General features: G+C 43.6%; 16 protein-coding genes. 12 read left to right on the forward strand and 4 right to left on the reverse strand.

Translation table 11 applies throughout. The features are described 5' to 3' along the window. The first annotated feature begins 157 nt into the window (after nucleotides 1–157). The 12 genes from R50345_RS08775 to R50345_RS08830 all read left to right on the forward strand — a co-directional run bounded on the left by R50345_RS08775 (nucleotide 158) and on the right by R50345_RS08830 (nucleotide 17,561). Nucleotides 158–1,150, forward strand: coding sequence for a glycoside hydrolase family 130 protein (locus R50345_RS08775; protein ID WP_042125790.1), 993 nt, complete (start codon nucleotides 158–160; stop codon nucleotides 1,148–1,150). Nucleotides 1,151–1,203: 53 nt separating this feature from the next. Further along, the gene (locus R50345_RS08780; protein WP_042125793.1) at nucleotides 1,204–3,648 is read left to right on the forward strand and encodes a glycoside hydrolase family 38 N-terminal domain-containing protein; all 2,445 of its coding nucleotides are present in this window, start codon (nucleotides 1,204–1,206) and stop codon (nucleotides 3,646–3,648) included. 28 nt (nucleotides 3,649–3,676) lie between these two features. Next, a complete protein-coding gene (locus R50345_RS08785) occupies nucleotides 3,677–5,983 on the forward strand; it encodes a glycoside hydrolase family 3 N-terminal domain-containing protein (protein ID WP_042125795.1) in 2,307 nt (768 codons plus the stop codon). Nucleotides 5,984–6,006: 23 nt separating this feature from the next. Beyond that, a complete protein-coding gene (locus R50345_RS08790) occupies nucleotides 6,007–7,329 on the forward strand; it encodes a glycoside hydrolase family 125 protein (RefSeq protein ID WP_042125797.1) in 1,323 nt (440 codons plus the stop codon). Nucleotides 7,330–7,384: 55 nt separating this feature from the next. Continuing rightward, entirely contained in the window at nucleotides 7,385–7,912 is a 528-nt protein-coding gene (locus R50345_RS08795; protein ID WP_042125799.1) for a DUF8485 domain-containing protein, read from the forward strand. Between the two features lie 277 nt (nucleotides 7,913–8,189). Beyond that, nucleotides 8,190–11,006 carry a DUF8487 domain-containing protein gene (locus tag R50345_RS08800; protein WP_442950202.1) on the forward strand — a complete coding sequence of 939 codons (2,817 nt, stop codon included), beginning with the start codon at nucleotides 8,190–8,192 and terminating at the stop codon, nucleotides 11,004–11,006. Between the two features lie 212 nt (nucleotides 11,007–11,218). Then, a complete protein-coding gene (locus R50345_RS08805) occupies nucleotides 11,219–12,052 on the forward strand; it encodes a DUF4362 domain-containing protein (protein ID WP_042125803.1) in 834 nt (277 codons plus the stop codon). A gap of 290 nt (nucleotides 12,053–12,342) precedes the next feature. Further along, nucleotides 12,343–13,056 (forward strand): response regulator transcription factor, encoded by a 714-nt coding sequence (locus R50345_RS08810; RefSeq protein WP_042125805.1) that lies wholly within the window; start codon nucleotides 12,343–12,345, stop codon nucleotides 13,054–13,056. Next, entirely contained in the window at nucleotides 13,056–13,991 is a 936-nt protein-coding gene (locus R50345_RS08815; protein WP_042125807.1) for a sensor histidine kinase, read from the forward strand. Before R50345_RS08810 ends, R50345_RS08815 begins: the two co-directional genes overlap by 1 nt. A 117-nt stretch (nucleotides 13,992–14,108) precedes the next feature. Then, a complete protein-coding gene (locus R50345_RS08820; protein ID WP_042125810.1) occupies nucleotides 14,109–15,029 on the forward strand; it encodes an ABC transporter ATP-binding protein in 921 nt (306 codons plus the stop codon). Next, nucleotides 15,013–15,714: an ABC transporter permease gene (locus R50345_RS08825; RefSeq protein ID WP_231574101.1), complete on the forward strand. Its 702-nt coding sequence runs from the start codon at nucleotides 15,013–15,015 to the stop codon at nucleotides 15,712–15,714. The genes R50345_RS08820 and R50345_RS08825 overlap by 17 nt, the downstream gene beginning before the upstream one ends. Before the next feature lie 206 nt (nucleotides 15,715–15,920). Next, nucleotides 15,921–17,561, forward strand: coding sequence for an ATP-binding protein (locus R50345_RS08830; RefSeq protein ID WP_052414528.1), 1,641 nt, complete (start codon nucleotides 15,921–15,923; stop codon nucleotides 17,559–17,561). 58 nt (nucleotides 17,562–17,619) lie between these two features. Here the strand turns inward: R50345_RS08830 and R50345_RS08835 are convergent, their stop codons facing one another. The 4 genes from R50345_RS08835 to R50345_RS08850 all read right to left on the reverse strand — a co-directional run bounded on the left by R50345_RS08835 (nucleotide 17,620) and on the right by R50345_RS08850 (nucleotide 23,727). Next, on the reverse strand, nucleotides 17,620–18,471 hold the full coding sequence (locus tag R50345_RS08835; protein ID WP_042125815.1) for a DegV family protein: 852 nt from the start codon (nucleotides 18,469–18,471) through the stop codon (nucleotides 17,620–17,622). Nucleotides 18,472–18,626: 155 nt separating this feature from the next. Then, nucleotides 18,627–19,490, reverse strand: a complete 864-nt coding sequence (locus tag R50345_RS08840; RefSeq protein ID WP_197069763.1) for an AraC family transcriptional regulator — start codon at nucleotides 19,488–19,490, stop codon at nucleotides 18,627–18,629. 144 nt (nucleotides 19,491–19,634) lie between these two features. Continuing rightward, entirely contained in the window at nucleotides 19,635–21,317 is a 1,683-nt protein-coding gene (locus R50345_RS08845; protein ID WP_042125819.1) for a glycoside hydrolase family 13 protein, read from the reverse strand. A 91-nt stretch (nucleotides 21,318–21,408) separates the two neighbouring features. Then, on the reverse strand, nucleotides 21,409–23,727 hold the full coding sequence (locus R50345_RS08850) for a glycoside hydrolase family 65 protein (protein ID WP_042125821.1): 2,319 nt from the start codon (nucleotides 23,725–23,727) through the stop codon (nucleotides 21,409–21,411). Nucleotides 23,728–23,982 lie beyond the last annotated feature (255 nt).

Raw genomic sequence — 23,982 nt, forward strand, 5'->3', positions numbered from 1 at the left:
TTAAGAAACATGATACTTCAGTCAACAAACGTTAGATTCAGGATAAATTCCCTTTTAATGCGCTTTATTATGATTTAAAGTAGGGGTGCAAGTAGGGTTAGATATCCTGAAAACGTTGTTGCAGATCACAATTGTATACATGGAAGGAGTTTATGAAATGAGCAAAATAATTGGTGAAGCACTATCAAATATTCCTTGGCAGGATAAGCCGAGTGGCTATAACGCTCCAGTGTGGCGGTATACCCATAATCCGATTATTCAGCGAGATGCACAGTTAAACTCGAACAGTATTTTTAATTCCGCGGTGATTCCTTTTGAAGAGGGATATGCAGGGGTATTCCGTTGTGACTCCAGATCTGTAAGTATGGACATATTCGCTGGCTTCAGTCAGGACGGGCTTCAATGGGAGATTAATGAGAATCCGATCCACTTCGAAGGCGACGAATATGTAACAAAGCGGGAGTATCGTTACGATCCACGCGTCTGCAAAATCGAGGATAAATATTATGTTTCTTGGTGCAATGGATACCATGGTCCTACAATTGGTCTCGCATATACGTATGATTTCAAAACCTTTCACCAATTAGAAAACGCTTTCCTGCCATACAACCGGAATGGTGTATTATTTCCACGCAAAATAAATGGCAAATATGCCATGTTAAGCCGCCCAAGTGATACGGGGCATACACCATTTGGAGATATTTTTTTTAGTGAGAGCCCTGACCTGACGTATTGGGGAAAGCATCGTTACGTGATGGGTACGATCAATTCGGACGCTTCTGCATGGCAATCGAAGAAAATTGGTCCAGGGCCGATCCCAATTGAAACAGATCGTGGATGGTTGTTGATCTATCATGGTGTAATAAATACGTGTAACGGGTTCGTATATCGGATGGGTGTTGCTTTATTAGATTTGTATGAGCCATGGAAGGTGTTAGCACGTTCACGAAATTATATTCTCGGACCTGAGACATTGTATGAGTGTGTAGGAGATGTGCCGAATGTCACCTTCCCTTGCGCAGCACTTTCGGATGGCGATACAGGCCGAATTGCAATTTACTATGGCTGTGCTGATACCGTAACAGGCGTAGCCTTCACAACTGTGGATGAGTTGTTCGACTATATGGATAAGTATCCGCTCCAGAATTAGTAGAGAAGGCGAAGCGTCGTGGCAAGTATAAATAACCATAGGGAGAGATCGCAATGTCCGCCAAAAGACCTTGGAAGATATACGCAATTCATCATTCTCATACAGATATCGGGTATACAGAGCGTCAAGAGAAAATTCAGCAATATCATGTCAATTTCATTCGCCAGGTCCTGCATATTTTACGGGAAAGCAAATCGGGACGTCATCCGGAATGGCAAGGCTTTAAGTGGGTCTGTGAGACATTTTGGCCGATTGAAACTTTCCTGAAGCAGGCGACAGAGCAAGAGAAGATAGAGTTCGCTGAAGGCGTGAGACAGGGAGCAATCGGGTTGTCGGGGACTTATCTAAATATGACAGAATTAATTGGTAAAGAGCTGTTCCAATCGATGATTGCGCGGGTGTGTGATTACGGACAGTCCATTCAAATTCCTGTAACATCGGCAATGACAGCAGATATTAACGGTTTTAGCTGGGGATATGGTCAGGTATTGCTGGATGCTGGGATTCAGAACCTGTCCACCTGTATTCATACGCATCATGGAATGTTTCCTTGCTGGAAGAAGCAGCAGCCGTTCTGGTGGGAGATGCCTTCAGGGGATCGCCTGTTGACGTGGAGCGGAGAGCATTATGTGTTCGGAAATGATCTGGGGCTGGTACCTGGCATGGGTGGAAAATATACAATTAAAGATGAATTCGATATGAGCAAGGGCGCGGATTTTGAAATAGCTGAACAACGGATCGGGCGTTATATCGATCGTCTGACAGAGGATGGCTATGCATTTGATTTCTTTCCGGCGATGTTCTCAGGCTTGCCTACGGATAATAACCCGCCAAATGCGGCGGCAATAGAGTTTATCCAACAATGGAACACCAAGCATGGGGACCGGATTTTAATTCAAATGGCAACGCTAGATGACTTCTTTGCAGAAGTCCGTGCCCATGCAGCACAGCGCCCGGAAGATATTCCTGTCTATCGCGGAGATTGGCCAGATTGGTGGACGGATGGGGTTGGCTCGACACCAAAGCATGTACAAGTATTCCGTGAGGCGCAGCGGGTGTACCAGAAGGTAAGAAGACTAGATCCTAATTATGACATCATTTCCCCGGAAGCTATTAAGGAAATGGAATATCAATTAACGATGTTCGCTGAGCACACATGGGGCTATCATTCTTCCATTTCGGAGCCTTGGAACCCGTTTGTTCAGGAGCTGGGCTTGCGTAAGGAGTCATTTGCTGCAAATGCGAGCACCGCTGCACATCGCGCATTGTACGAAATCCTTGAAGCCAAGGGAGATGCACTGCTTGCACCGGGTCGGCCGATGAAGTTCAAAATTTGCAATCCTTACAGCTATGTTCAGGAGGATCATGCTCATCTTATTCTTGAGGGTTGGTATTACGAGCAGATTAAAGAAGGGTTTGAGGTGCGTGATTTCAATACAGGTGAGGTGCTCTCATCTCAACTGCGTCTTGCGCATCGCGGGGTTATTGTAACCATTCCGGTCATGCTGGAGCCTCAGGAAGAAAAAGTGCTTCATATCGTAGCGGTTAAGCCAACAATCAAAACCGCATATATGAACGATTATGTGGCATCGGATCGTGTATTGGATTTGGATGTTACCCATGAAGTAAAGGACTTCCATGTGACATCCACATATGCTGAAACACCATTTGTACGTATTGAATGGAAGAAGGGTGAAGGAATCACCTCTTGGAAGGATAAGGAGACTGGACAGGAGCTGCTACGTGCAGACCGGAACCATCATGCATTCACACCGGTATATGATGTTACGCCAGCCACAAAGGTGGTCGAAATGACGGAGGTTCGTCGTCTTATGGGCCGTAATCGGAAAGGTCCGAATGCGATTGTATCTACAGGTGTGTTGACAAGTGCAGAAATTGTTGGACAGGGAGAGCTTTATAGCATGATTCAATTGACCTATGAAGTCTCCGGTTGTGAGCATTATTCCTTATTCTTAACCGTGTATGCGGATCGTCCTCGTGTCGACGTGTCGGTACGGATGCATAAGGAAAGTGTATGGAAGCCTGAGAATTTGTATATTTCACTTCCGTTTGGCGGCGCATTGACAACCTCTACGCAGGAGCTGTGGGTAGATAAGATGGATGCACTAACTCGTCTGCGCAAGGATCAATTACCAGGCAGCTTGGCCGATTATACGGCTGTTGGCGAAGGTGCTGCATACATTTCAAAGGAGCAAGGTATTGTGATTGCGATGCCAGACACTCCGTTGATTCAAGTGGGTGCTTTAGAGCATAAATATCGTCTACTTAATGGCGATGCAAGACTGGAACAGGACCCTGCGCACTTGTACGCCTGGGTGATGAATAACTATTGGGAAACCAACTTTGCAGCTACGCTTGGCGGCTTCTATGAATTCCGCTATTACATTACATGGGGGGAGAAGTTTAACAACCCTGAAGTATCGTTCGACATGTGTCGGGGGATGAATGCCGGAATCCTGGCGTGGAGACAATTCTAGTTCATGTGAACGGGAGGAATTGTAAGCTATGAGATATAAAGATTCATCCTTGCCGATTCATGAGCGTGCTATAGATTTATTGGCTCAAATGACGCTGGAGGAGAAGATCGGGCAGCTCCTCCAGCCCTTTGGCTGGAAGGCGTATGAGAAATCAGAAGGCAAGATTCAATTGACAGAAGTATTTAAGGAAGCAATTGCTAACGGTGGCGTGGGTTCTTTGTATGGTGTGCTGCGTGCAGATCCTTGGACAGAGGTAACATTGGAAACTGGGTTGTCACCTTTGGAAGGCGCAGAAGTAACGAATCTGATCCAGCAATATGCGATTGAGCATACACGTCTGGGTATTCCGATTCTGCTGGGCGAGGAATGCTCTCATGGTCACATGGCGATTGGCAACACCGTCTTTCCCGTACCGCTGGCTATCGGAAGTACATGGAATAGGGAATTATTCCGGCAGATCTGCCAAGCAGTGGCTGCGGAGACTCGCGCTCAAGGAGGGGCAGCAACCTACTCCCCAGTGTTAGATATTGTACGTGATCCGCGTTGGGGCCGAACAGAAGAATGCTTTGGAGAAGATCCATTTTTAAATAGTGAAATGGCAGTTGCTGCAGTGAGGGGCTTACAAGGTGATTCATTAAATACAGACCATACGATCCTGGCAACATTAAAGCATTTCGTCGCGTATGGCAGCTCGGATGGTGGTCGTAATGCTGACACCGTACGGATGGGAAAACGCGAGTTAATGGAGAAGGATTTACTGCCATTCCAGAAGGCAATTGAAGCTGGGGCTAAATCTGTTATGACCGCTTACAATGAGATTGACGGCGCTCCGTGTACTTCGAGTAAAGAGTTATTAACAGAGGTGCTTCGTGAGCAATGGGGCTTTGATGGCTTCGTCATTACGGATTGTGGTGCGATCAGCCAGCTTAAACACGGTCACCAGATTTGTGAGACCGAAGAAGAGGCGGCGAGTCTTGCACTTAAAGCTGGTGTGGATATGGAGATGTCAGGTGAAACCTTTGGCAGATGTCTGATAAGCGCATTGCGGCAACAGCTGATTAACATCACCGATATTGATCTCGCAGTTGAACGGATTCTGCATGTGAAGTTCGAATTAGGATTGTTTGAACGTCCATTTGTTGATCCGGCTACAGCACAGCGGGTCGTTGGACAACAATCGCATTTAGATATGGCGCGACAAGCTGCGCGTGAAGGTATCATTCTTTTGAAGAATCATGCACAGGCTCTACCGCTTTCTCCGTCACTTGGTAAAATTGCCGTTATTGGACCGAACGCCAACAATATATACAATCAATTGGGTGACTATACCTCACCACAGGAGCGTCATCACATCGTTACCGTGTTGGACGGGGTACGTGCTAAATGTGCAGGACATAGCGAAGTGCTGTATGCCCCGGGCTGCCGCGTGAAAGATCCATCGAAAGCAGGCTTTAAGTTGGCAATGGAGGTGGCGTCAGCAGCGGATACCATTATTGCAGTTGTCGGGGGATCAAGTGCACGTGATTTCGGTGAAGGCACGATTGATTTGAAGACAGGGGCTGCCGTCATTACGGATCAATTTAGTCTTAGTGATATGGAATGTGGAGAAGGTTTCGATCGTGCAGAGCTGAACTTATGCGGTGTACAGCTTGAGCTGCTGCAGGAGCTGCACAGCTTGAACAAAAAACTGATTGTTGTTTATATCAACGGTCGGCCCATTGTCGAGCCTTGGGTAGATGAGCATGCGGATGCTATTTTGGAGGCTTGGTATCCGGGACAGATGGGAGGGCATGCAATTGCTGATATTTTATTCGGAGATTATAACCCATCCGGTCGGCTTACGTTGTCCATTCCGAAGCATCTAGGGCAATTGCCAGTTTACTATAATAAGAAGCGCTCCCGAGGTCACCGCTATCTTGAGGTGGACTTTCATCCACAATATGTATTCGGTTATGGCCTTAGCTATACAAGTTATCAATACGATCATATTCGCTTGGATCAACCGCAAATAGAGTTGGATGATTGTTGCACTGTATCCGTGGAGGTAACGAATATTGGCGATGTAGCCGGTCATGAGGTGGTTCAACTATATATAAAAGATTGCACCAGCATGATTACACGCCCGGAGCGAGAGCTAAAAGGATTTCAGAAGATTTATATTGAGCCTGGTGAGAAGCGCAGGGTTCAATTTCATATTACTCCGCAGGAACTGCAGTTTGTCGGCCCTGATTTGCAATGGATGGTTGAGCCCGGCAAATTTGAGATCATGATAGGATCAAATGTAAGCGACACCATTTCAACAAGCTTGGAGGTTGTTCCTCGTAGCTTGAGTTAGTTATCACTGGAGGGTTGTCAATCATGAAAGAGCATCGTTTGCCTACTATTGAAATTAAGAAGTTTCCTCTGCCTCAGGCTGTTCAACAAGTAATGAAGGACACTAGTGAACGTCTGGCTGATCGTCCGAAGCTTCGTCAATTGTTCCAAAATTGTTTTCCGAATACGTTAGAAACAACTACTAAGCTACTGGATGACGGAACAACATTTGTGTTAACTGGAGATATTCCGGCGATGTGGCTGCGTGATTCCGTTGAGCAGGTAATTCACTATGTTCCTTTTGCTAAGGAAGATGCTGAGCTTAGGCGGATTCTAGAAGGCTTAATACGCCGTCATATGTTCTATATTCAGATCGATCCCTATGCGAATGCCTTTAACGAGTCTGCAAATGATTGGCACTGGAATGCAACGGATGTGACAGACAGTTCGCCTTGGGTATGGGAGCGTAAGTTTGAGCTGGATTCCATGTGCTTCTCCTTCCGCTTGGCATATCTCTATTGGAAGGAAACTGGGCGTACAGGGATCTTTGATGAAGCATTTCGAACATCACTACTGAAGATGCTGAATGTATGGCAGATTGAACAGGAGCACAAGGAGCAGTCAACCTACCGCTTTCAACGTCACAACGGCATCATGATAGATACTTTACGTAAGAACGGTTTGGGGATGCCGGTAAATAATGTTGGACTGATCTGGTCAGGCTTCCGCCCAAGCGACGATGCGTGTGACTTTCACTTCAATATTCCATCGAATATGTTCGCTGCTGTAACGCTTCGACAATTGCAGGAAATTGCTCAATATGTATATAGAGATTCAAATCTTGTAGCCCGAATGTCGGCCATGGAAGAAGAAATCCGGCATGCCATTGAGCTTTATGGAATTATTGACCATTCCAAATACGGCAAAATGTACGCGTTCGAAACGGATGGTTTCGGTAACCATTTACTGATGGACGATGCAGGTACTCCTAGTTTGATGTCAGCGCCTTATCTAGGTTACTGTGCGCCAGACGATCCGGTATATTTGAATACCCGCAAATTTACTTTGAGTGAGGATAATCCCTATTTTTTCAAAGGGGAGAAGCTGAGCGGCATTGGCAGTCCGCATACAAGCGCAGGATTCGTATGGCATCTTGCTTACACGATGCAGGGCTTAACGGCAGTTGATCCGCAAGAGATTCTTGAGATGATTGAAATCTGTGAATCGACAGATGCGGGTACTGGGTTTATGCATGAAGGCTTTGATGTTAATGATCCAACTAACTTTACGCGTGAATGGTTCGCTTGGTCGAACAGCCAGTTCGCACAGCTTGTGTGGAAGGCATTAGAATCAGGCATATTGCCCTAAGGTATAGTTACCATGAGCGGGTTAGAACGCATACAACTGTAGAGGAGTGACAACTATGTTCGAAAATAGACCTATAAATCCCATTCGGTTCATTCAACAAATGAAGCCAGATACAGTTAAGCCTTATGCAAAAGACAGGGAACAGCTAGGTTTTGAGGCAATATTGTCCCCTCTACTTCAACAAGCAGCGCTGAATTCCACTAGTGTTATTCATGTTGCTATTGACGGTACGCACGATGCCCAATATCAGCATGTTCTAGCCAGGCTGATAGATGTATTGGAACAAAAAGGGCATAAGACAGTTTTTATCGGCACCGATAGCTTTATGAAGACAAGCGAAGAGCTTCGTACGTACTTTAAAGAGAATATTACAGAGAACCGTGCATTGGGTTATTTTTCGGATGCCAAGATTGCAGATTATTTTGTTCCAGAAGCACAAGCCAAGATAGACAACTTCAAAGACCGCATTCAATTACCAGTTCACCAAACAACCTTCATCATCACGTTTGGACCAGGGTCCTATTGGCTCGGGAAAGGCAACTACGATATCACCTACTTCCTGGATTCTGCTGAAATACAATGACGTAATAATCGAGGCTCTTCGCCTCATTGTCATCCATTATGGGCATCCGATCATTCTCGGGAATCATTGTTAAATGAGAATATCAAATAACCAGTTACCGATCAATTTTCGGTGACTGGTTATTTTGTTAGGGGAGAATTGTTATTATTCTTTAACGATTTAGTAAATCTAAAATTCAGCTATGCTATGACCCTATTAATTCTTTACTTTGAGGGTGTCCAAATGATAGAATACTTAGATTATTTCATATACGGTTTAGAGATTATTATTATAAGGAGTGATTTTTTTGCTAACAAATATAAATCTTGCTGGTGAATGGAAGTTGCAATTGGATGGTAGAAAAGAAGGGTTATCTTTACCGTTTATTGATTCTATGGATTTACCTGGTACGACCTCACATGCTAGAAAAGGTCCTAAAAACGTAAGCGCTCTCGTAGAATCATTGACCGATGAATATTTATTTGAAGGATACGCTTGGTTTTCAAGAGAGATTGATATTCCTATGGAGCTAGTAGAGAAAAACTGTTTTCTTTATTTAGAGCGGACAAGAATGACGAGAGTGTGGATAAATGATGTGCAAATTGGATCAAGTCATAGTCTGAATGCTCCACATCTTTATGATCTGACAGGACATCTATCTTGTGGACCGCAGACCCTTACGATCTGTGTGAATAATACCGATTATCCGACGAAAGGTGGGCATATGACCTCTCCGGATACACAGACCAATTGGAACGGAATTACAGGGAGAATGGAGTTGCAGTTTTTTAGCGAATCTTATCTCAGTGGTATTCAAATTTACCCGAATATCTCGGCACGATCCATAGAAGTTATTGCCGATATGATGGGTGAGGTCAAAGGGAAATTATTCGTTTCCGCCTCAAGCCTGAACTCTGCCAATAAACATGATGTAGCTGAACAATTATATGACATGCTCGATTCAAAGGTTTCTATTACGTATGATATGGGTCCAGCCGCAATGCTGTGGAGTGAGGCGGAACCGAATCTTTATCAATTAATGGTTGTATTACAGGGGGAATCAGGTGAGGTTCTTGACCGACAAGAGATCACTTTCGGACTCCGGGAATTTAAAGCGGAAGGGGATAAATTCACTATTAATGGGGAGAAAACCTTTCTCCGTGGCAAGCACGATGGACTTATCTTTCCGCTTACAGGTTTTGCTCCAACCGATTTGGAGGACTGGATCAGCGTTCTTAGCATTGCTAAATCATATGGTATTAATCATTATCGTTTTCATACTTGCTGTCCTCCAGAAGCAGCTTTTACAGCAGCAGATATGCTTGGCATATACATGGAGCCAGAGCTGCCGTTCTGGGGGACGATCACAGAGGCGTCAGATGAAGGGCATAATCCTGCAGAACAGGAATATTTAATCCAAGAAGGATATGCTATTCTAAAAGCGTTTGGGAATCATCCATCTTTTGTCATGATGTCGCTAGGCAATGAGCTATGGGGAAGCAGGTCTACGATAGATGCTATATTGAAGGCTTATAAGTCATTCGATAATAGAAGATTGTACACGCAAGGTTCGAATAATCATCAATTTATTCCGGAAATATTGGAGCATGATGATTTCTTCTGCGGAGTTCGGTTCTCAAAGGAGAGGCTGATTCGGGGTTCCTATGCCATGTGCGATGCACCGCTGGGGAATGTTCAGACCTTAGTACCAAATACACTTTGGGATTATGATGAAATGATTAGCCCTGCGAATCTGGAGGTTAGCAACATCGAATCCAATGAGGCTGGCGATACCATTCAAATTCAGTATGGAACAGAAGCAAAAGATGTGAAGGTTGATGATATAAAGGAAGAATGGATTCCTGAGATACCTGTTATCTCTCATGAGATTGGACAATATGCGACCTTCCCTAATTTTGATGAAATTCAGAAATATACAGGATCGTTGAAGGCAAAAAACTTCGAGATTTTTCGAGAGCGGTTAGAAGAGAAAGGTATGGGACATTTGGCAGCTAAATTCTTTGAATGCTCTGGCCAGCTGGCGGTTGCTTGCTATAAAGAGGAGCTCGAAGCAGCATTTCGTTCGAAGAAACTCGCTGGATTCCAACTTTTAGATCTTCAAGATTTCAGTGGACAAGGAACAGCGTTGGTAGGCATGTTAGATGCATTTATGGATTCAAAAGGATTAATCGAACCTGACGAATGGCGTACCTTCTGTAACGATGCTGTCCTTATGGCTAGGTTCTCAAGCTATAATTGTGTAGCTGAAGAACAATTTCAAGCGCATGTTGAGCTGTCCTGGTTCCGCAATGATCCTCCTGAGCAGTTCGATTTAAAGTGGGAGCTGGCTTATGAGAGTGAAGTATGGTCAGACGGGTCAGTAACTGTGGCTGTTCCAAGCAAGTCAAATTATTTGGATTTATGTGATCTGAACATCAGTTTGCCACGCGTTAATAAGATGTGTAAGGTGAATTTGAATCTCAGCATCGTAGGGACGGATGTTCGTAAAACCTATCCACTTTGGATTTATCCGAAGCAAGTAGATGTGGATTTTTCAGATATTCATCATTTTGATTCGCTTACGAGTCAAGCGCTGTCCTTACTGGAGGCGGGTGAGAATGTATTATTGATGCCAAAGCCGGAGCATTTATCTAATGCAATTGAAGGTTATTATTGTACTGATTTTTGGTGTTACCCCATGTTTCGCTCCATATCTGAAAGCATGAACCGCCCGGTGCCAGTTGGAACAATGGGATTAGTGATTGCTAAGGATCATCCGGTGTTCGCAAATTTCCCATCCGATGAATTCTCCACGTATCCTTGGTGGAACATCGTATCGAATGCTAAGTCGATTATTATGGATGGTGTGAGTAAAGACTGGAGTCCAATCGTTCAATCGATCGATAATTTTGAACGAAATCATAAATTAGGTTTACTCTTCGAATGTCGTGTTGGCAAGGGGAAGCTACTTATAAGTGCGATAGATGCTGAGAAGGTTTGTGAGGTGCCAGAAGGAAGACAGTTTCTTTCCAGTATCATCACTTACATGAAATCGAATGACTTTAATCCTCAGTATGTGTCTGATCCAGCTGAGCTGTTACAGCTCATTCGATAACCCATTTTGGAGACGATCTGCAGAAGTTAATTTGAGTCTTACACTGGAGCACAGCTGATTGGTTTTCCAATCGGCTTTTTTGCTATCTAGTTTGAATTTCTATCAATCACTCAATCTTCTGATACCCCCTTAAGGGATACCCAGCCCCCGCAATTATTGGTATACTTTAACAAATGAATCTACTTATGGAGTGTTTAAGGAGGTTATGGTCGATGAGATCGAGCGGAATTCTTCTTCTTTTTATAGCACTTGTAATAACCGGTTGCTTTAATCAGCTATCTAATGGAGAAGACAAGTTTACTACAACCATTAATGAACAAGAAGATGTGATAAACAGCCATGGAATGATTGTTAAGAATCTTGAGAAGCTGGATGACTTTATCCAAAATAAAACGGGTACACAGCGTGTGGTTCATTACACAATTGAAGGTGATCCGATCTTTAATGACTTGAAATATACTGACCAAGGGATTGAAATGCGGCATGATAATTCTGAAGATACGTTTGGTAGTCCCCAAGTAACCACATACACTTGTCAGAACCTTGTTAGAAACGAAACGGATAAACTTCTATCGTATACCTTAACGGGCTGCGAGGGCGAACAAGCAAAGATCGAACTGCTCCAGATTTCTTTTGACGTAACGAAACAAGATAAGTTTGAGTTTGTTTTAAAGTATGGCGTGAACTTAAAGAATGAGATCAACACCATTGATATGAAGCTAGTGAAAGATCTCCAGAATGGGGAAGTTGCCAGTGTTAACGATTTTGTGCTTACTGAACAGGAACGTGGACAAATCTATAAAGAAATGGTTCTGGCGAATTATTTAGATGAAAAAGAAGTATCTACAGAGTGTAATCGAAAACCTGCTGTAAGTTACGATTTAACGGTTCAGATTAATAGTGGAGAGCGTCATTATCAGTGGACAGAATGCCAGAATACTGAGGATGATGGTCAAATGACTGAATTGGCTCAAGCGATCATTAAGATCGTACAGGCCGGAAGCATTTACAAACAACTGCCTGAAGTTAAGGGGCATTACGAATAATTACACTATATAAATTGAATTTTGAAACTTTGAAAAAGGGAACGGAGTGGCGGAGGGGAAGTTTGGAACTGCAGGAGCGATAGCGTTCGCCTGAAAGCTTTCCGTAGGAAAGCTCGCTTCGGAAGCATGGGCCGTCACCGGATTTCAACCGTGAAACACGGTATATAATCAAGAAATCTGGGGACAACAGCGACCGGAAGTCCAAACATTCACCGCAGTCACGTTTACCTTAAAGAAATACCTTAAGTTTTTAACTAATTTTTATTCTCAGATCATTGGAGGCAGCATTTATGCACCGAATATTGTTAATTGAAGATGACGAAGCAATTAGTGAAATGGTTAAGTCCTATTTAGTAAAAGAGGGCTATGAAGTGGAAACGGCGTTTGATGGTGAAGTAGCGGAAATGACATTCCGTATTAGTAATCCTTTTGATCTTGTATTATTAGATCTCATGCTGCCCAAGCGCAGCGGCACTGACATCCTCCAGACGATCCGTGCGACAAGTCTAGTTCCGGTGTTGATCATGTCAGCCAAGGACAGCGATGTGGATAAAGCACTTGGACTAGGCTTTGGAGCGGATGATTATATAACCAAGCCATTTTCGATGATCGAATTAGCTGCAAGAGTGAAGGCTGCGATACGAAGAGCGGGTTATGCTACACCCACCATCCAAGCGGAAGCTTCGATTCCGGTGAAGCAAAAGATTTCCATTGGTGGCCTGACCGTGGATTTGGATAATTTTTCTACACTAAAGAACGGGGAAGAAGTGAAGTTAACATCTAAGGAATTTCATATTCTTAAGCTGTTTGTCACGCATCCGGGTAGAGTCTTCACCAAAGCGCAGATTTATGCAAGCGTGTGGGCAGATGATTATTTCGGGGATGAGAACGTTATTAATGTACATATGAGAAGATTACGCGAAAAAATAGAAGATGATCCCTCCCATCCAGAGTACATCAAGACGTTATGGGGGATCGGGTATAAGCTGGGAGAGCAGCTATAATGAGCATGGCGCTTAGTGTGGTCATTGTACTCCTGCTCGTCGTCATTGGATGGCAATATCAGAATTCGCGTAAAGCTTCAAGTGATCTGAAATATATTCATGACAAGCTAAGCAGCATCATGGCTGAAGGTTCACATGAAAGACTGCTGTTATTCAGCAGTAATGCGGAGCTGCAAAGTGTGCTGATCGATCTAAACCGGCTGCTCGATGTTAACCATAAAGGAAGCATTGAGCGCGTGAAGCTGGAGAAGTCCATGCGTAATATGCTGTCGAATATTTCCCACGATCTTAAGACTCCGCTAACGGTAGTACTCGGTTATATTGAAACGATTCAGCAGGATGAGCATATGCCAGCCGAGGAACGGGAACGCATGATAGATACGATTCACCAAAAAGCGAATGAAGTGATCCGTCTGATGAACAAGTTCTTTGATTTGGCCAAGCTGGAGTCGGGGGATCGAGATATCAATCTTACACGTGTTGAGGCAGGCGAAGTATGCAGACGAAATATTCTTTCCTTCTATGATATCCTTAGCGCCAAGGGCAGTGAGGTGGAAATAGAGATCCCTGATGAGTTACTTTACTTCATGGGGAACGAAGAGGCGCTTGACCGGATCTTGTCTAATTTGTTATCGAATGCGATTGCTTATGGCGATGCCGGAGGTGTATTAGGCTTGAAACTCTATAGTGATAAGAACAAAGTATACATAGATGTTTGGGACCGGGGAAAAGGCATTAGCGAAGCACACCAGGATAAAGTATTCGAACGGCTATATACACTGGAGGATTCGAGAAATCGATCGTATCAAGGCAGCGGTCTGGGTCTGACCATCACCAAAAGATTAACGGAGCAGATGAATGGAACCATTACACTGGTTAGTCAACCGTTTGTGAGAACGGTATTTACCCTTTCTTTTCGCAGATTAAGCTTCTAAGGAATGAAATTATGCACAGCTTAAGATTTTCGTAAGAATCGAGTAATAAAAAAGAAAATTCTGCTGTGTACAATAAGAACTAAGGAAGACGAGACGAAAACAAAGGGGAGCGCGGAAATGACTACGATACTTCGAACAAGAAATTTAACAAAAAACTATCAAGGCAAAGAAGCCGTTAGCAATGTAAACATGAATATTAAACAAGGTGAAATCTATGGCTTTCTTGGACCGAACGGTGCCGGCAAAACAACGGTCATGAAAATGATCACGAACCTCGTTAAACCTACGAGTGGCGAGATTGAATTTTTTAATGAAAAAATGACAAATCATTCTTATGAAATGCTCAGACGGATGGGCTGCATCATTGAATATCCAGTGTTCTATGATAAGCTGACAGCCAAAGAAAATCTGATCCTGCATGGAGAATACATGGGCTATTATGATCCCCAAGCGATTGGTGAAGCACTGGAGCTGGTAAAGCTTACGGGTATCGATAAAAAGCCGGTGAAGCAATTTTCGCTTGGGATGAAGCAGCGGCTTGGTATTGCCAGAGCCTTCATGACGAAACCTGAGCTACTCATTCTGGATGAGCCGATTAATGGATTAGACCCCGTGGGAATCAAAGAGATGCGTGAAGTGTTCCGGATGCTTAGTCGTGAATATGGGATGACGTTACTCGTATCTAGCCACATTTTGGGAGAAATCGAACAGATTGCTGATACTATCGGTGTGATCCGGGAGGGTGCTCTGGTAGAAGAAGTGGCGATGGATTCCATTCGCGGTCAAAATACAGAATATATCGAAGTGGTTACGAATGAGATTAACAAAGCAGTGTACGTGTTGGAGCACAAGCTTGGCCTCAATAATTTCAAAGTGCTGGATCATATTACAGTAAGAATATATGACGGTGGAATCTCACAACGTGATCTGAATAAGGCGCTAGTGCTGGCAGATGTGGAAATTGAGAGCATCAGCAAGAAACAACATACGCTGGAAGATTATTTTTTACAATTGATCGGGGGTGAGGGCGTTGCTTAAATTAATATCCTTGGAGATTCGGAAGAATAAGCTAAAAACGCTTCTTACAGGCGCATCAATCGTCAATCTTGCTATTCTTGCTTTTATGATTATGGTGTTATTCGTTGATCGAAATGAGAGTGAACCGTCGTTCGCTTCTTATGCAGATATGTTTGAGGGTGTGTTCGTTTTTGTGAAGGCTGCTTATATTATTTTCGCTTCGGTTATTATTAGCAAGCTGGTGATTGATGAGTACAAGAACAACACCATCACTCTTCTCTTCATGTATCCTATCTCACGCAAAAAGCTAATGACTGCGAAAATATTGATAGTGTTCGCCTTCACTTTTGTTGCCATCATCGTGTCTGACATTGTGGTTGGCGCCATCCTAATAGGATTCAATTCTTTTGTAGGGCTTATTCCGGGTGAGTTAGACCTTTCAATGATCAGTTCAGAGTTGATCAAGTTAGGCGCAAACGCATTTTATGCAGCGGGTATCGCTCTAATTCCATTGTACTTTGGGATGAAGAAAAAATCAGTCCCTGCTACCATCGTGTCTGCTGTGTTGGTTACTTCCTTAATTTCTGGTGGATTTGATCAAGCTCGCTTAGGTAATTTAGCGGCGGTGTCGATCTCGCTTGGCTTGTTAGGAGCAGGTATTGCCTATATGGCGATTCGTAATATTGACCATAAAGATATAGCCTAAGACAGTTACAGAAATCCCTCTTAAGAATCTCAGTACGATGTGTAAATCATCGTGGCTGGTTTCTAAAGGGGGATTTGGTGTTTATCTGCGACTGAATAAAGTAAATTTGCTATAATGGTCATAATAGAAGAATTTAAAATTTAAGATAATTTCCGTTCATTTTAGGGTAATGATAATGGATGAGAGAGCCTGAGGTGAAATGAATTGTGGATAAAGACTGGACGTCCATTCTAAAACGATTGCTTTCCGAAGAGAGCGCTTATACATCGTTATACAACCATCATCCTAATGTGATATTTGTTTTGGATCGGCAAGGTCGCTGCGTAGGAACGAATCGTACATTCTATCTGGAATCCAGTGCAGATGCATCGGTCCAAGATATAGGTCTGACAGCACTTAAGAGAATATACCTTGTTGATATAGCTGATTTTGAGGCTGCACTCCAAGGAAGTTCCTCTAGCTTTGAGTTACAAGATGTGAATGACCCCAAAGCGGATGCCGTGAGGGGGAACTTTATTCCTATAACGATAGATGAGGGAATTGTCGGGGTATTTGCGATCATTCAAGTGGATAACGGCAACTATCATAATTATTCGGAAGGGTTACATGACTGGCTAAATGGATTGGCGGATTCTTTTAAAGCTAAATTATTTGGTAAGGCAGAACTGGAGACAACCTTCAAACCAACTTTTACTGCTGTAGTCGAGGAGAAGCGAGCGAACCTTATACTGAATTCCGTCTCAGCTGGGATATTCGTACTAGATAATATGGGGCGAACGCTCTTTATTAACCGTGAGGGAGCAGATATGCTGGGCTACCAGCCTATAGAATTGATTGGTATGAAGCTGATGGAATATATTCATCAAATCCAAGGTGATGGCTCACGTTATTCAACTCCTGACTGTCAGATTAGTCTTACGATTGCAGATGGTATTATCCGCAGAAAAGATGATGAGATTTTCTGGCGTAAGGATGGAACCAGCTTTTTTGTGAATTATCGGGTGTCTCCTCTTATGGATGGGGGGATGATTGCAGGTGCGGTTATTGCTTTTAGCGATATCACGAATGCGAAAGAAATCATTCGCGCTAAGGAATCTGCAGAGCAGGCGGCGCAAGCCAAATCTGATTTCTTAGCGATGATGAGTCATGAAATCCGGACACCGATGAATGGGATGATTGGCATGTCAGATCTTTTACTTGAAACGGATCTAGGAGAAGAACAGCGAGGGTATGTCGAGATTTTACGAAGCAGTAGTTACACGCTATTACAGATCTTGAATGACATTCTTGATTTCAGCAAGATGGAAGCGGGAAAAATGCCACTACAATCCGAATCATTTGAGCTCCGGGAGATGATGGCGGACATCATAGATTTATTTACGCCTAAAGCGGAAGAGAAGAAACTGGCATTACGGTGGTGGGCGGATACGAGTGTTCCCACAACATTACTAGCCGATCCGATCCGTTTGCGGCAGATTATTGTCAATCTGGTAGGCAACGCTCTGAAATTCACAGAATATGGAAGTGTCACACTATCGGTTAAGAACATTCCACTTTCGGATTCAAAAGAATATTTACTGGAATTCTCGGTACGCGATACAGGTGTAGGGATTGCCGATAATAAACTCAACTTATTGTTTCAATCCTTCTCTCAGCTGCACCCAACCATCAACCGTAAATATGGCGGTACAGGATTAGGACTCGCTATTTGTAAGCAGCTAGTTGAGTTGATGGGTGGGACAATCTTTGTTGAAAGTGAAGAGAATATAGGTTCAACGTTCCGGTTTATGCTACCCTTCATAAAAGAAGAGGCTGAGTTAAAACTAACTTCAAATCAAGAGGGGTAAACACAAATCTCCGGTCCATTGACTTACGAAGTAATGGCCGGAGATTTGTGTGTGATTATTAATCTTGAAGCATATACATAAGTCCTACAGTATGCGGCCCGCAATGGCTGCCAATTACACAGCCAGCATGGAGCGTAGCAATTTCGTTCACTTGAGTTTTTTCTCGTAGTGCTGTCTCCAGATAGCGAGCATCCTCTTCCGCCAAGGTATGGACAACGATGAGCAGCTCTTTATCCATTCGATCGACGTTAACCATGGCGTTCTGGAGCATTTGTTCCACGGCTTTTTCTTTTTTACCACGTATTTTACTAGTTGGTACGATGCTGCCGTCTACAAGTCTAAGAACAGGACGAATTTTGAGCAGGCTACCGATGAAATTCTGCATACCTGAACAGCGTCCACCCATATATAAGTAATCTAGCGTATCCACAACGAATTCAGTTTCTACAAGGCTGCGGCTGCGTTCCAGCATAGCTGCAATCTCAACGGCACTTAGACCTTTTTCAGCGGCTCTGACAGCTTTCATAACGAGAAGAGCAATGCCTCCACATAAAGTCTGTGAATCAATAACCTGTACACGCCCCTCAGGAAATTCCCCAGCAGCCAAAAGTGCATTCTGATATGTAGAGGATAGTGACGAGGAGAGGCTGATATATACAATATCATTTCCACTGCTAATTACGGGTTGAAATGCAGCAATGAAATCTGCTGGCGAAGGTGCTGCCGTTTTGGGCAATACACCACTAGCGGCTACACGGCGATACACTTCCTCGGGTGTAATATCTTCACCATCTTTGTAGGTTCCTTCTTCAAATACTACATAAAGCGGAACGATGCCGATGTTATAAGTATCCTTCCAGTTCTGAGGTAAATCGGAAGTGCTGTCTGAAAATATTTTTACATTAGACATGAATTTCTCCTTCACCGATAATCGGACGACAATCGTCATTATTGAATCACATAATCTATTTATTATACCAAGATTGAGCCGATTCTCAAAATGAAATCGTAGAAATTCTGAAAGAAAAAAAGACTATCCGCAATTCCGGATAGTCTAAGTAAGCATTAATTTTTTTTCATAACCGGTATCCAGATCTCACAGCGATAATCCTCTGCATCAGGTCTTCCCGGAAGGTATAACTCAAACTCAGGTCCACCTGTATGCTCGTAGCCTGTGGAAGGGAACCACTCTTGGAAAATACGTGCCCATACCTGCTGGATAGCATCCGGCATCGGCCCAACTGAGGTGAACACAGCCCAACTCGCAGCTGGTATCGTCGTAGAAGCAAATCCCTGAGCATCCGTCTCTGGAGAGGCTTCGACAGCAATCCAATAGGAGAAAGTTTCTTTTTCGTGATTAAAATCTTTACAAATACCAAGGATGTCCTTATCAACACCTATCTCAATCAGTTTATCCGACGTACCATTTGCGTTTGCTTCTATCCACAACTGGGGGATGCGGCGCAGATTCTCCCCATTTTTTGTTGTCATTTCCTCAACAAGTCCGATAACATTAAAGGCGTCTCTTGTCTCAATTCTGTAGTCCATTTCTTTATCTCCCTTCAGTGATAGATGGAAGGAGAGTCTTGGGAAAGCTTTGAGCTCTACCCCTGACTCCCGCGCAGCTGATGGTGTAATTCCATGTGCCTTGCGGAATGCTTTGGCAAACGATTCGGGAGAGTCATATCCGTATTTTAATGCTACATCTAGCACCCTAACTTTAGAAATAGCGAGTTCCTGTGCCGCCAGAGTTAATCTCCGTTTACGGATATAGTCTTTGACTGATACTCCGGTAAGCATGAAGAACATGCGCTGGAAGTGAAAGGGGGAGGAATAAGCTACCTTTGCTATATCTTCTGTATTAAAGGGTTCCTCCATCTTGCTCTCCATATAATCTAAAGCTTCTTTCATGCGGATAAGCCATTCCAAGTCTGCCATCTCCCTTTGAGTTCATACTATCATGCCACCATTTGCAAATCCTGTTATTCCTTGCTCTCTAATGACAGGTTGCTGGTGGAAGAATGATCTTAACAAAATCATCCTATATAGTATAACTCAGGAAGGTGAAGAGAGTCAGCTTTGTAATTTATACACTCTTGCTTCGTATGGACGTAGGATTTCTATTATTGATGATTCATCCGGGTAATTTCCAATGATTAAATCAGTAACGTTGCTCAGCTCAGCGGAGAGATCAACGGTTTGAGGAGCCTCGCTGAAGTTCAGCAGGATTAGCCATTGCTCATCATCTAAAGTTCTAGTGTAGGCATAGATATTTTCATGGTCAGGTAGGAGTAGCTTATACTCCCCATATACCATAATCGGATTCTCTTTGCGCAAAGCAATTAGCTTTTGGTAGTAGTAGAAGATTGAATCAGAATCCGCTAATGCTTGCTCTACGTTAATATCTTTGTAAATCGGATTCACTTTGAGCCATGGTTCTCCCTCTGAAAATCCAGCATTAGATGATGCATCCCATTGCATTGGAGTACGGGCGTTATCCCGGCCTTTGATATGGACAGCGTTCAGAATCGTATCATGATCTGCGCCACCCTCCGTAACTTTTTCACGGTACATATTCAGAATTTCGATGTCTTTGTAATCTTCCAGCGTTGTGAACTTTACATTCGTCATTCCAATCTCTTCGCCTTGGTAAATATAGGGGGTGCCTTTAAGTGTATGTAGTAAGGTAGCAAGCATTTTGGCAGATATTACGCGGTACTTCCCATCATCACCAAATCGTGAAACCATGCGCGGCTGGTCATGGTTGTTTAAATATAGACTATTCCAACCCTTGTCAGCCAGACCAACCTGCCATTTATGGAGTATGTCGCGCAGCTTGGTTAATGTCCATGGAGCTACGTCCCATTTGCCTCCAGGGCCGGAATCTACGTCCATATGCTCGAATTGGAATACCATCTGAAGCTCTTCACGATCTTCGTCGGTGTAAAGAACGGCATCCTCTACCGAAGCTCCTGGCGTTTCCCCGACGGTCATAATATCATAGCCCGAAAGAACCTTTTGGTTCATTTCGTGTAAAAACTCATGGACCCGGGGTCCATTCATAAAGTAATCGCCGCCCCAAGCCAGTTCCTCTGGCGCTTTGCCTTCGAGTTGAAAGGAAGGTAGACCTTCCGCTTTAGAAATCAAATTAATGACGTCCATCCGCAATCCATCCACACCCTTGTCGAGCCAGAAGGTGATCATCTTGTATAGTTCTTCACGCAGCTTTGGATTGTCCCAGTTGAGATCCGGTTGCTTGCGTGAGAACAGATGTAGATAGTATTCACCGGTAGTTTCATCTAGCTCCCAAGCGGGCCCGCTGAATATGGAGCTCCAATTGTTTGGGCGTTCGCCATTTGGTCCACCTGGACGCCAAATATAGTAATCACGGTACGGATTATCTTTTGACGAACGGGACTCTACGAACCATTGATGTTCATCTGAAGAGTGGTTGATTACAAGGTCCATCATTAGTTTAATGCCATGATCATGAAGTCCGGTCAGTAGTTCTTCCCAGTCTTTTAGCGTACCGAATTCATCCATAATGTCTTCATAATCGCTGATGTCATAACCATTATCATCATTTGGCGATTTATATACAGGTGATAACCAAACTACATCGACACCGAGCTTCTGCAAATAATCCAGACGTGAAATGATGCCTTGCAGATCACCAATACCGTCACCATTGCTGTCTTGAAAGCTGCGTGGATAGATTTGGTAGACCACCGCTTCTTTCCAAAAGGTTCTTTTCATTAATAATCACTCCTTAAATAAGGTATCCAATTAGGAAAAAAAAAGAGACCCTAAAAAGCAATTTGCTTCAAGGGTCTCTTGTGGTGTCGGTTTATACTGTGACGGAATTGCTGTCTGCAGTGATGCTGCTAAGTCCGTTCACGGTATATTCTTTGTCATAGATAGTAATAGAAGCTGGAATATCAGTTTCGTTCGTAACAGTAACCTGTGCGTCCGAAACGCTTACTTTTAGTCGGGAGCCACGGAACATGATTTTGAAAGAGTACGCTGTCCAGTGTCCTGGGTTCGATGGGCTAAGAGTCAGTCGGCCATCATGCACACGTAATCCGCCGAAGCCATGTACGATGGACATCCAAGTACCAGCCATACTAGTGCTGTGTAAGCCGTCTTCGGTATCATTGTTATAGTTATCAAGATCCAGTCTTGAAGTACGCAAGTACATTTCATAAGCCTTATCCTTATATCCTAGTTCGCAGGCTAGAATAGAGTGAATACAAGGGGACAGGGAGGACTCATGAACAGTGATCGGCTCATAAAAGTCGAAATTCCGCTTTTTGGTTTCAAGATCGTAACGGTCCCCTAGGAAATATAATCCCTGCAGAACGTCTGCTTGTTTAATGAAACAAGAACGCAGGATACGATCCCATGACCATTTTTGGTTTAGTGGCAGGTTCTCAGGTGCCAGGTCCTTGACTTGAATGATCTCTTTGTCTAGGAAACCATCTTGCTGCAAGAAGATACCCAGTTCTTCATCCGCAGGGTAATACATCTTGGCGATGATATCATTCCATTTTGCGGTTTCGCTCTCTTGGAGTCCTAGTTTGTCAACTAGTTCTGCATAGCGTGATGCTTCATTCTTTTTCAGATAATCCAGAGCTTCTAGGGTGTATTCCATCGTCCAGGAAGCCATTCGGTTCGTGTACCAGTTATTATTTACGTTGTTTTCATATTCATTAGGTCCGGTTACGCCAAGCATCACGTATTTGTCTTTACGGTGTGCATAATGAACACGTTCTTCCCAGAAGCGGGAGATTTCCACTAGAACTTCAAGGCCATATTGACCAAGATAAGCTTTGTCTCCAGTGTAGTTCACATAGTTGTAAATCGCATAAGCAATGGCACCGTTACGGTGAATTTCTTCAAATGTAATTTCCCACTCATTGTGGCATTCTTCACCGTTCATTGTAACCATTGGGTACAATGCGCCTTTTGCGAAACCAAGCTTACGAGCATTCTCCTTAGCCTTCTCCAAATGCTTGTAACGGTAAATCAACAGGTTGCGAGCAATAGAGGAGTCTGCTGTACTGAGATAGAAGGGAACGCAATACGCCTCTGTATCCCAATAAGTGCTGCCGCCGTATTTTTCACCTGTAAAGCCTTTAGGTCCGATGTTCAGACGGTCATCTTCACCATTGTAAGTTTGATTCAGCTGGAAAATATTGAAACGAATCGCTTGCTGTGCTGAAACGTCGCCTTCAATAATGATGTCGCTTTCTTTCCATTTGTCTCTCCATGCGTCTATTTGTTCTTTCAGAAGGGTTACAAAACCAGCTTCTTTAGCAGCTTGCAGAGCAGTTTGAGCGGCATCGACCAATTGTCCAAGACCGTGATTACGGGAGGTAACGTTGGCGACATATTTATAGATTACGATTTGATCACCAGATTGCACGGATACATTCATTTTACTGGCTACATATTTCTCTTGCTCAATCGCTTCAGCATTAGCATTGACCTTCTCACCGTTGACAAGGATATCAAAAGCCATAGCAGAGGTTACATGGAAATCGAGTTTTTTAGTCTTAAGGGTGAGGTGCCCACCTTCAGTACCAGCTTGCTTTTCAACTTCATTCCAGAACTTCTCGTCATAGTTGGAATCCTTGTTCTTCACGTCACCGTCGAGATAAGGAGTGATCGTAATTTTGCCTGAGAAATTAACAGGAATGATGGAGTAACGAATAGCACCGATTTCTTGACGAGTCATGCTGACAAACCGGATACTTTCAACTTTAACTTCCTTACCATCTTCAAGTGTGGCAGTGAAACTGCGGGAAAGCGTACCTTCCTTCATGTTAAGGACACGACGGAAATCGGAAACCGTACATTTTGCCAGGTCTAAAGGAGTTCCTTCAATGTCGATGTTAATACCGATCCAGTTCGTGCTGTTCAGTACTTTTGCAAAATATTCAGGATAGCCGTTTTTCCACCAGCCGACCCGTGTTTTGTCAGGATAGTATACGCCAGCCATGTAGCTGCCTTGCAGGCTACTTCCACTATATTGCTCTTCAAAATTAGCTCGACCACCCATAAATCCGTTGCCAAGGCTAAATACACTTTCAGAGATTTCTTGTGTCTGTGGATCAAAAGATTCTTCAATAATGGACCATTCATCAATTGTTAAATATTGTTTCACGATAACCGGCTCCTTTAAATATGTTGTGGGGATATATAATGAACTATATCTCTACTTTGGTGCTTGTGAGTCGCTCCGCTGGCGAAAGGTTGTTCCGATCGCTGTTGTCCCCAGATGTTTAAATTTGAAGAATTAAAGGTGAACATCTGGGGACAAAGGCGAACGCTAACGCTTCTACACAATCCTTTCGCCATCTCCACTTCAAGCGTACTCTAGATATACATATTTCATTTATAAGTGGAATGTAGCAGGGCG

It is taken from the genome of Paenibacillus sp. FSL R5-0345 (assembly GCF_000758585.1).
Lineage (GTDB): Bacteria > Bacillota > Bacilli > Paenibacillales > Paenibacillaceae > Paenibacillus_AQ.

Coding starts and splice junctions, on each gene's coding strand:
- R50345_RS08775 (WP_042125790.1), top strand. CDS start 158: ATGAGCAAAATAATTGGTGAAGCACTATCAAATATTCCTTGGCAGGAT.
- R50345_RS08780 (WP_042125793.1), top strand. CDS start 1,204: ATGTCCGCCAAAAGACCTTGGAAGATATACGCAATTCATCATTCTCAT.
- R50345_RS08785 (WP_042125795.1), top strand. CDS start 3,677: ATGAGATATAAAGATTCATCCTTGCCGATTCATGAGCGTGCTATAGAT.
- R50345_RS08790 (WP_042125797.1), top strand. CDS start 6,007: ATGAAAGAGCATCGTTTGCCTACTATTGAAATTAAGAAGTTTCCTCTG.
- R50345_RS08795 (WP_042125799.1), top strand. CDS start 7,385: ATGTTCGAAAATAGACCTATAAATCCCATTCGGTTCATTCAACAAATG.
- R50345_RS08805 (WP_042125803.1), top strand. CDS start 11,219: ATGAGATCGAGCGGAATTCTTCTTCTTTTTATAGCACTTGTAATAACC.
- R50345_RS08810 (WP_042125805.1), top strand. CDS start 12,343: ATGCACCGAATATTGTTAATTGAAGATGACGAAGCAATTAGTGAAATG.
- R50345_RS08815 (WP_042125807.1), top strand. CDS start 13,056: ATGAGCATGGCGCTTAGTGTGGTCATTGTACTCCTGCTCGTCGTCATT.
- R50345_RS08820 (WP_042125810.1), top strand. CDS start 14,109: ATGACTACGATACTTCGAACAAGAAATTTAACAAAAAACTATCAAGGC.
- R50345_RS08835 (WP_042125815.1), bottom strand. CDS start 18,471: ATGTCTAATGTAAAAATATTTTCAGACAGCACTTCCGATTTACCTCAG.
- R50345_RS08845 (WP_042125819.1), bottom strand. CDS start 21,317: ATGAAAAGAACCTTTTGGAAAGAAGCGGTGGTCTACCAAATCTATCCA.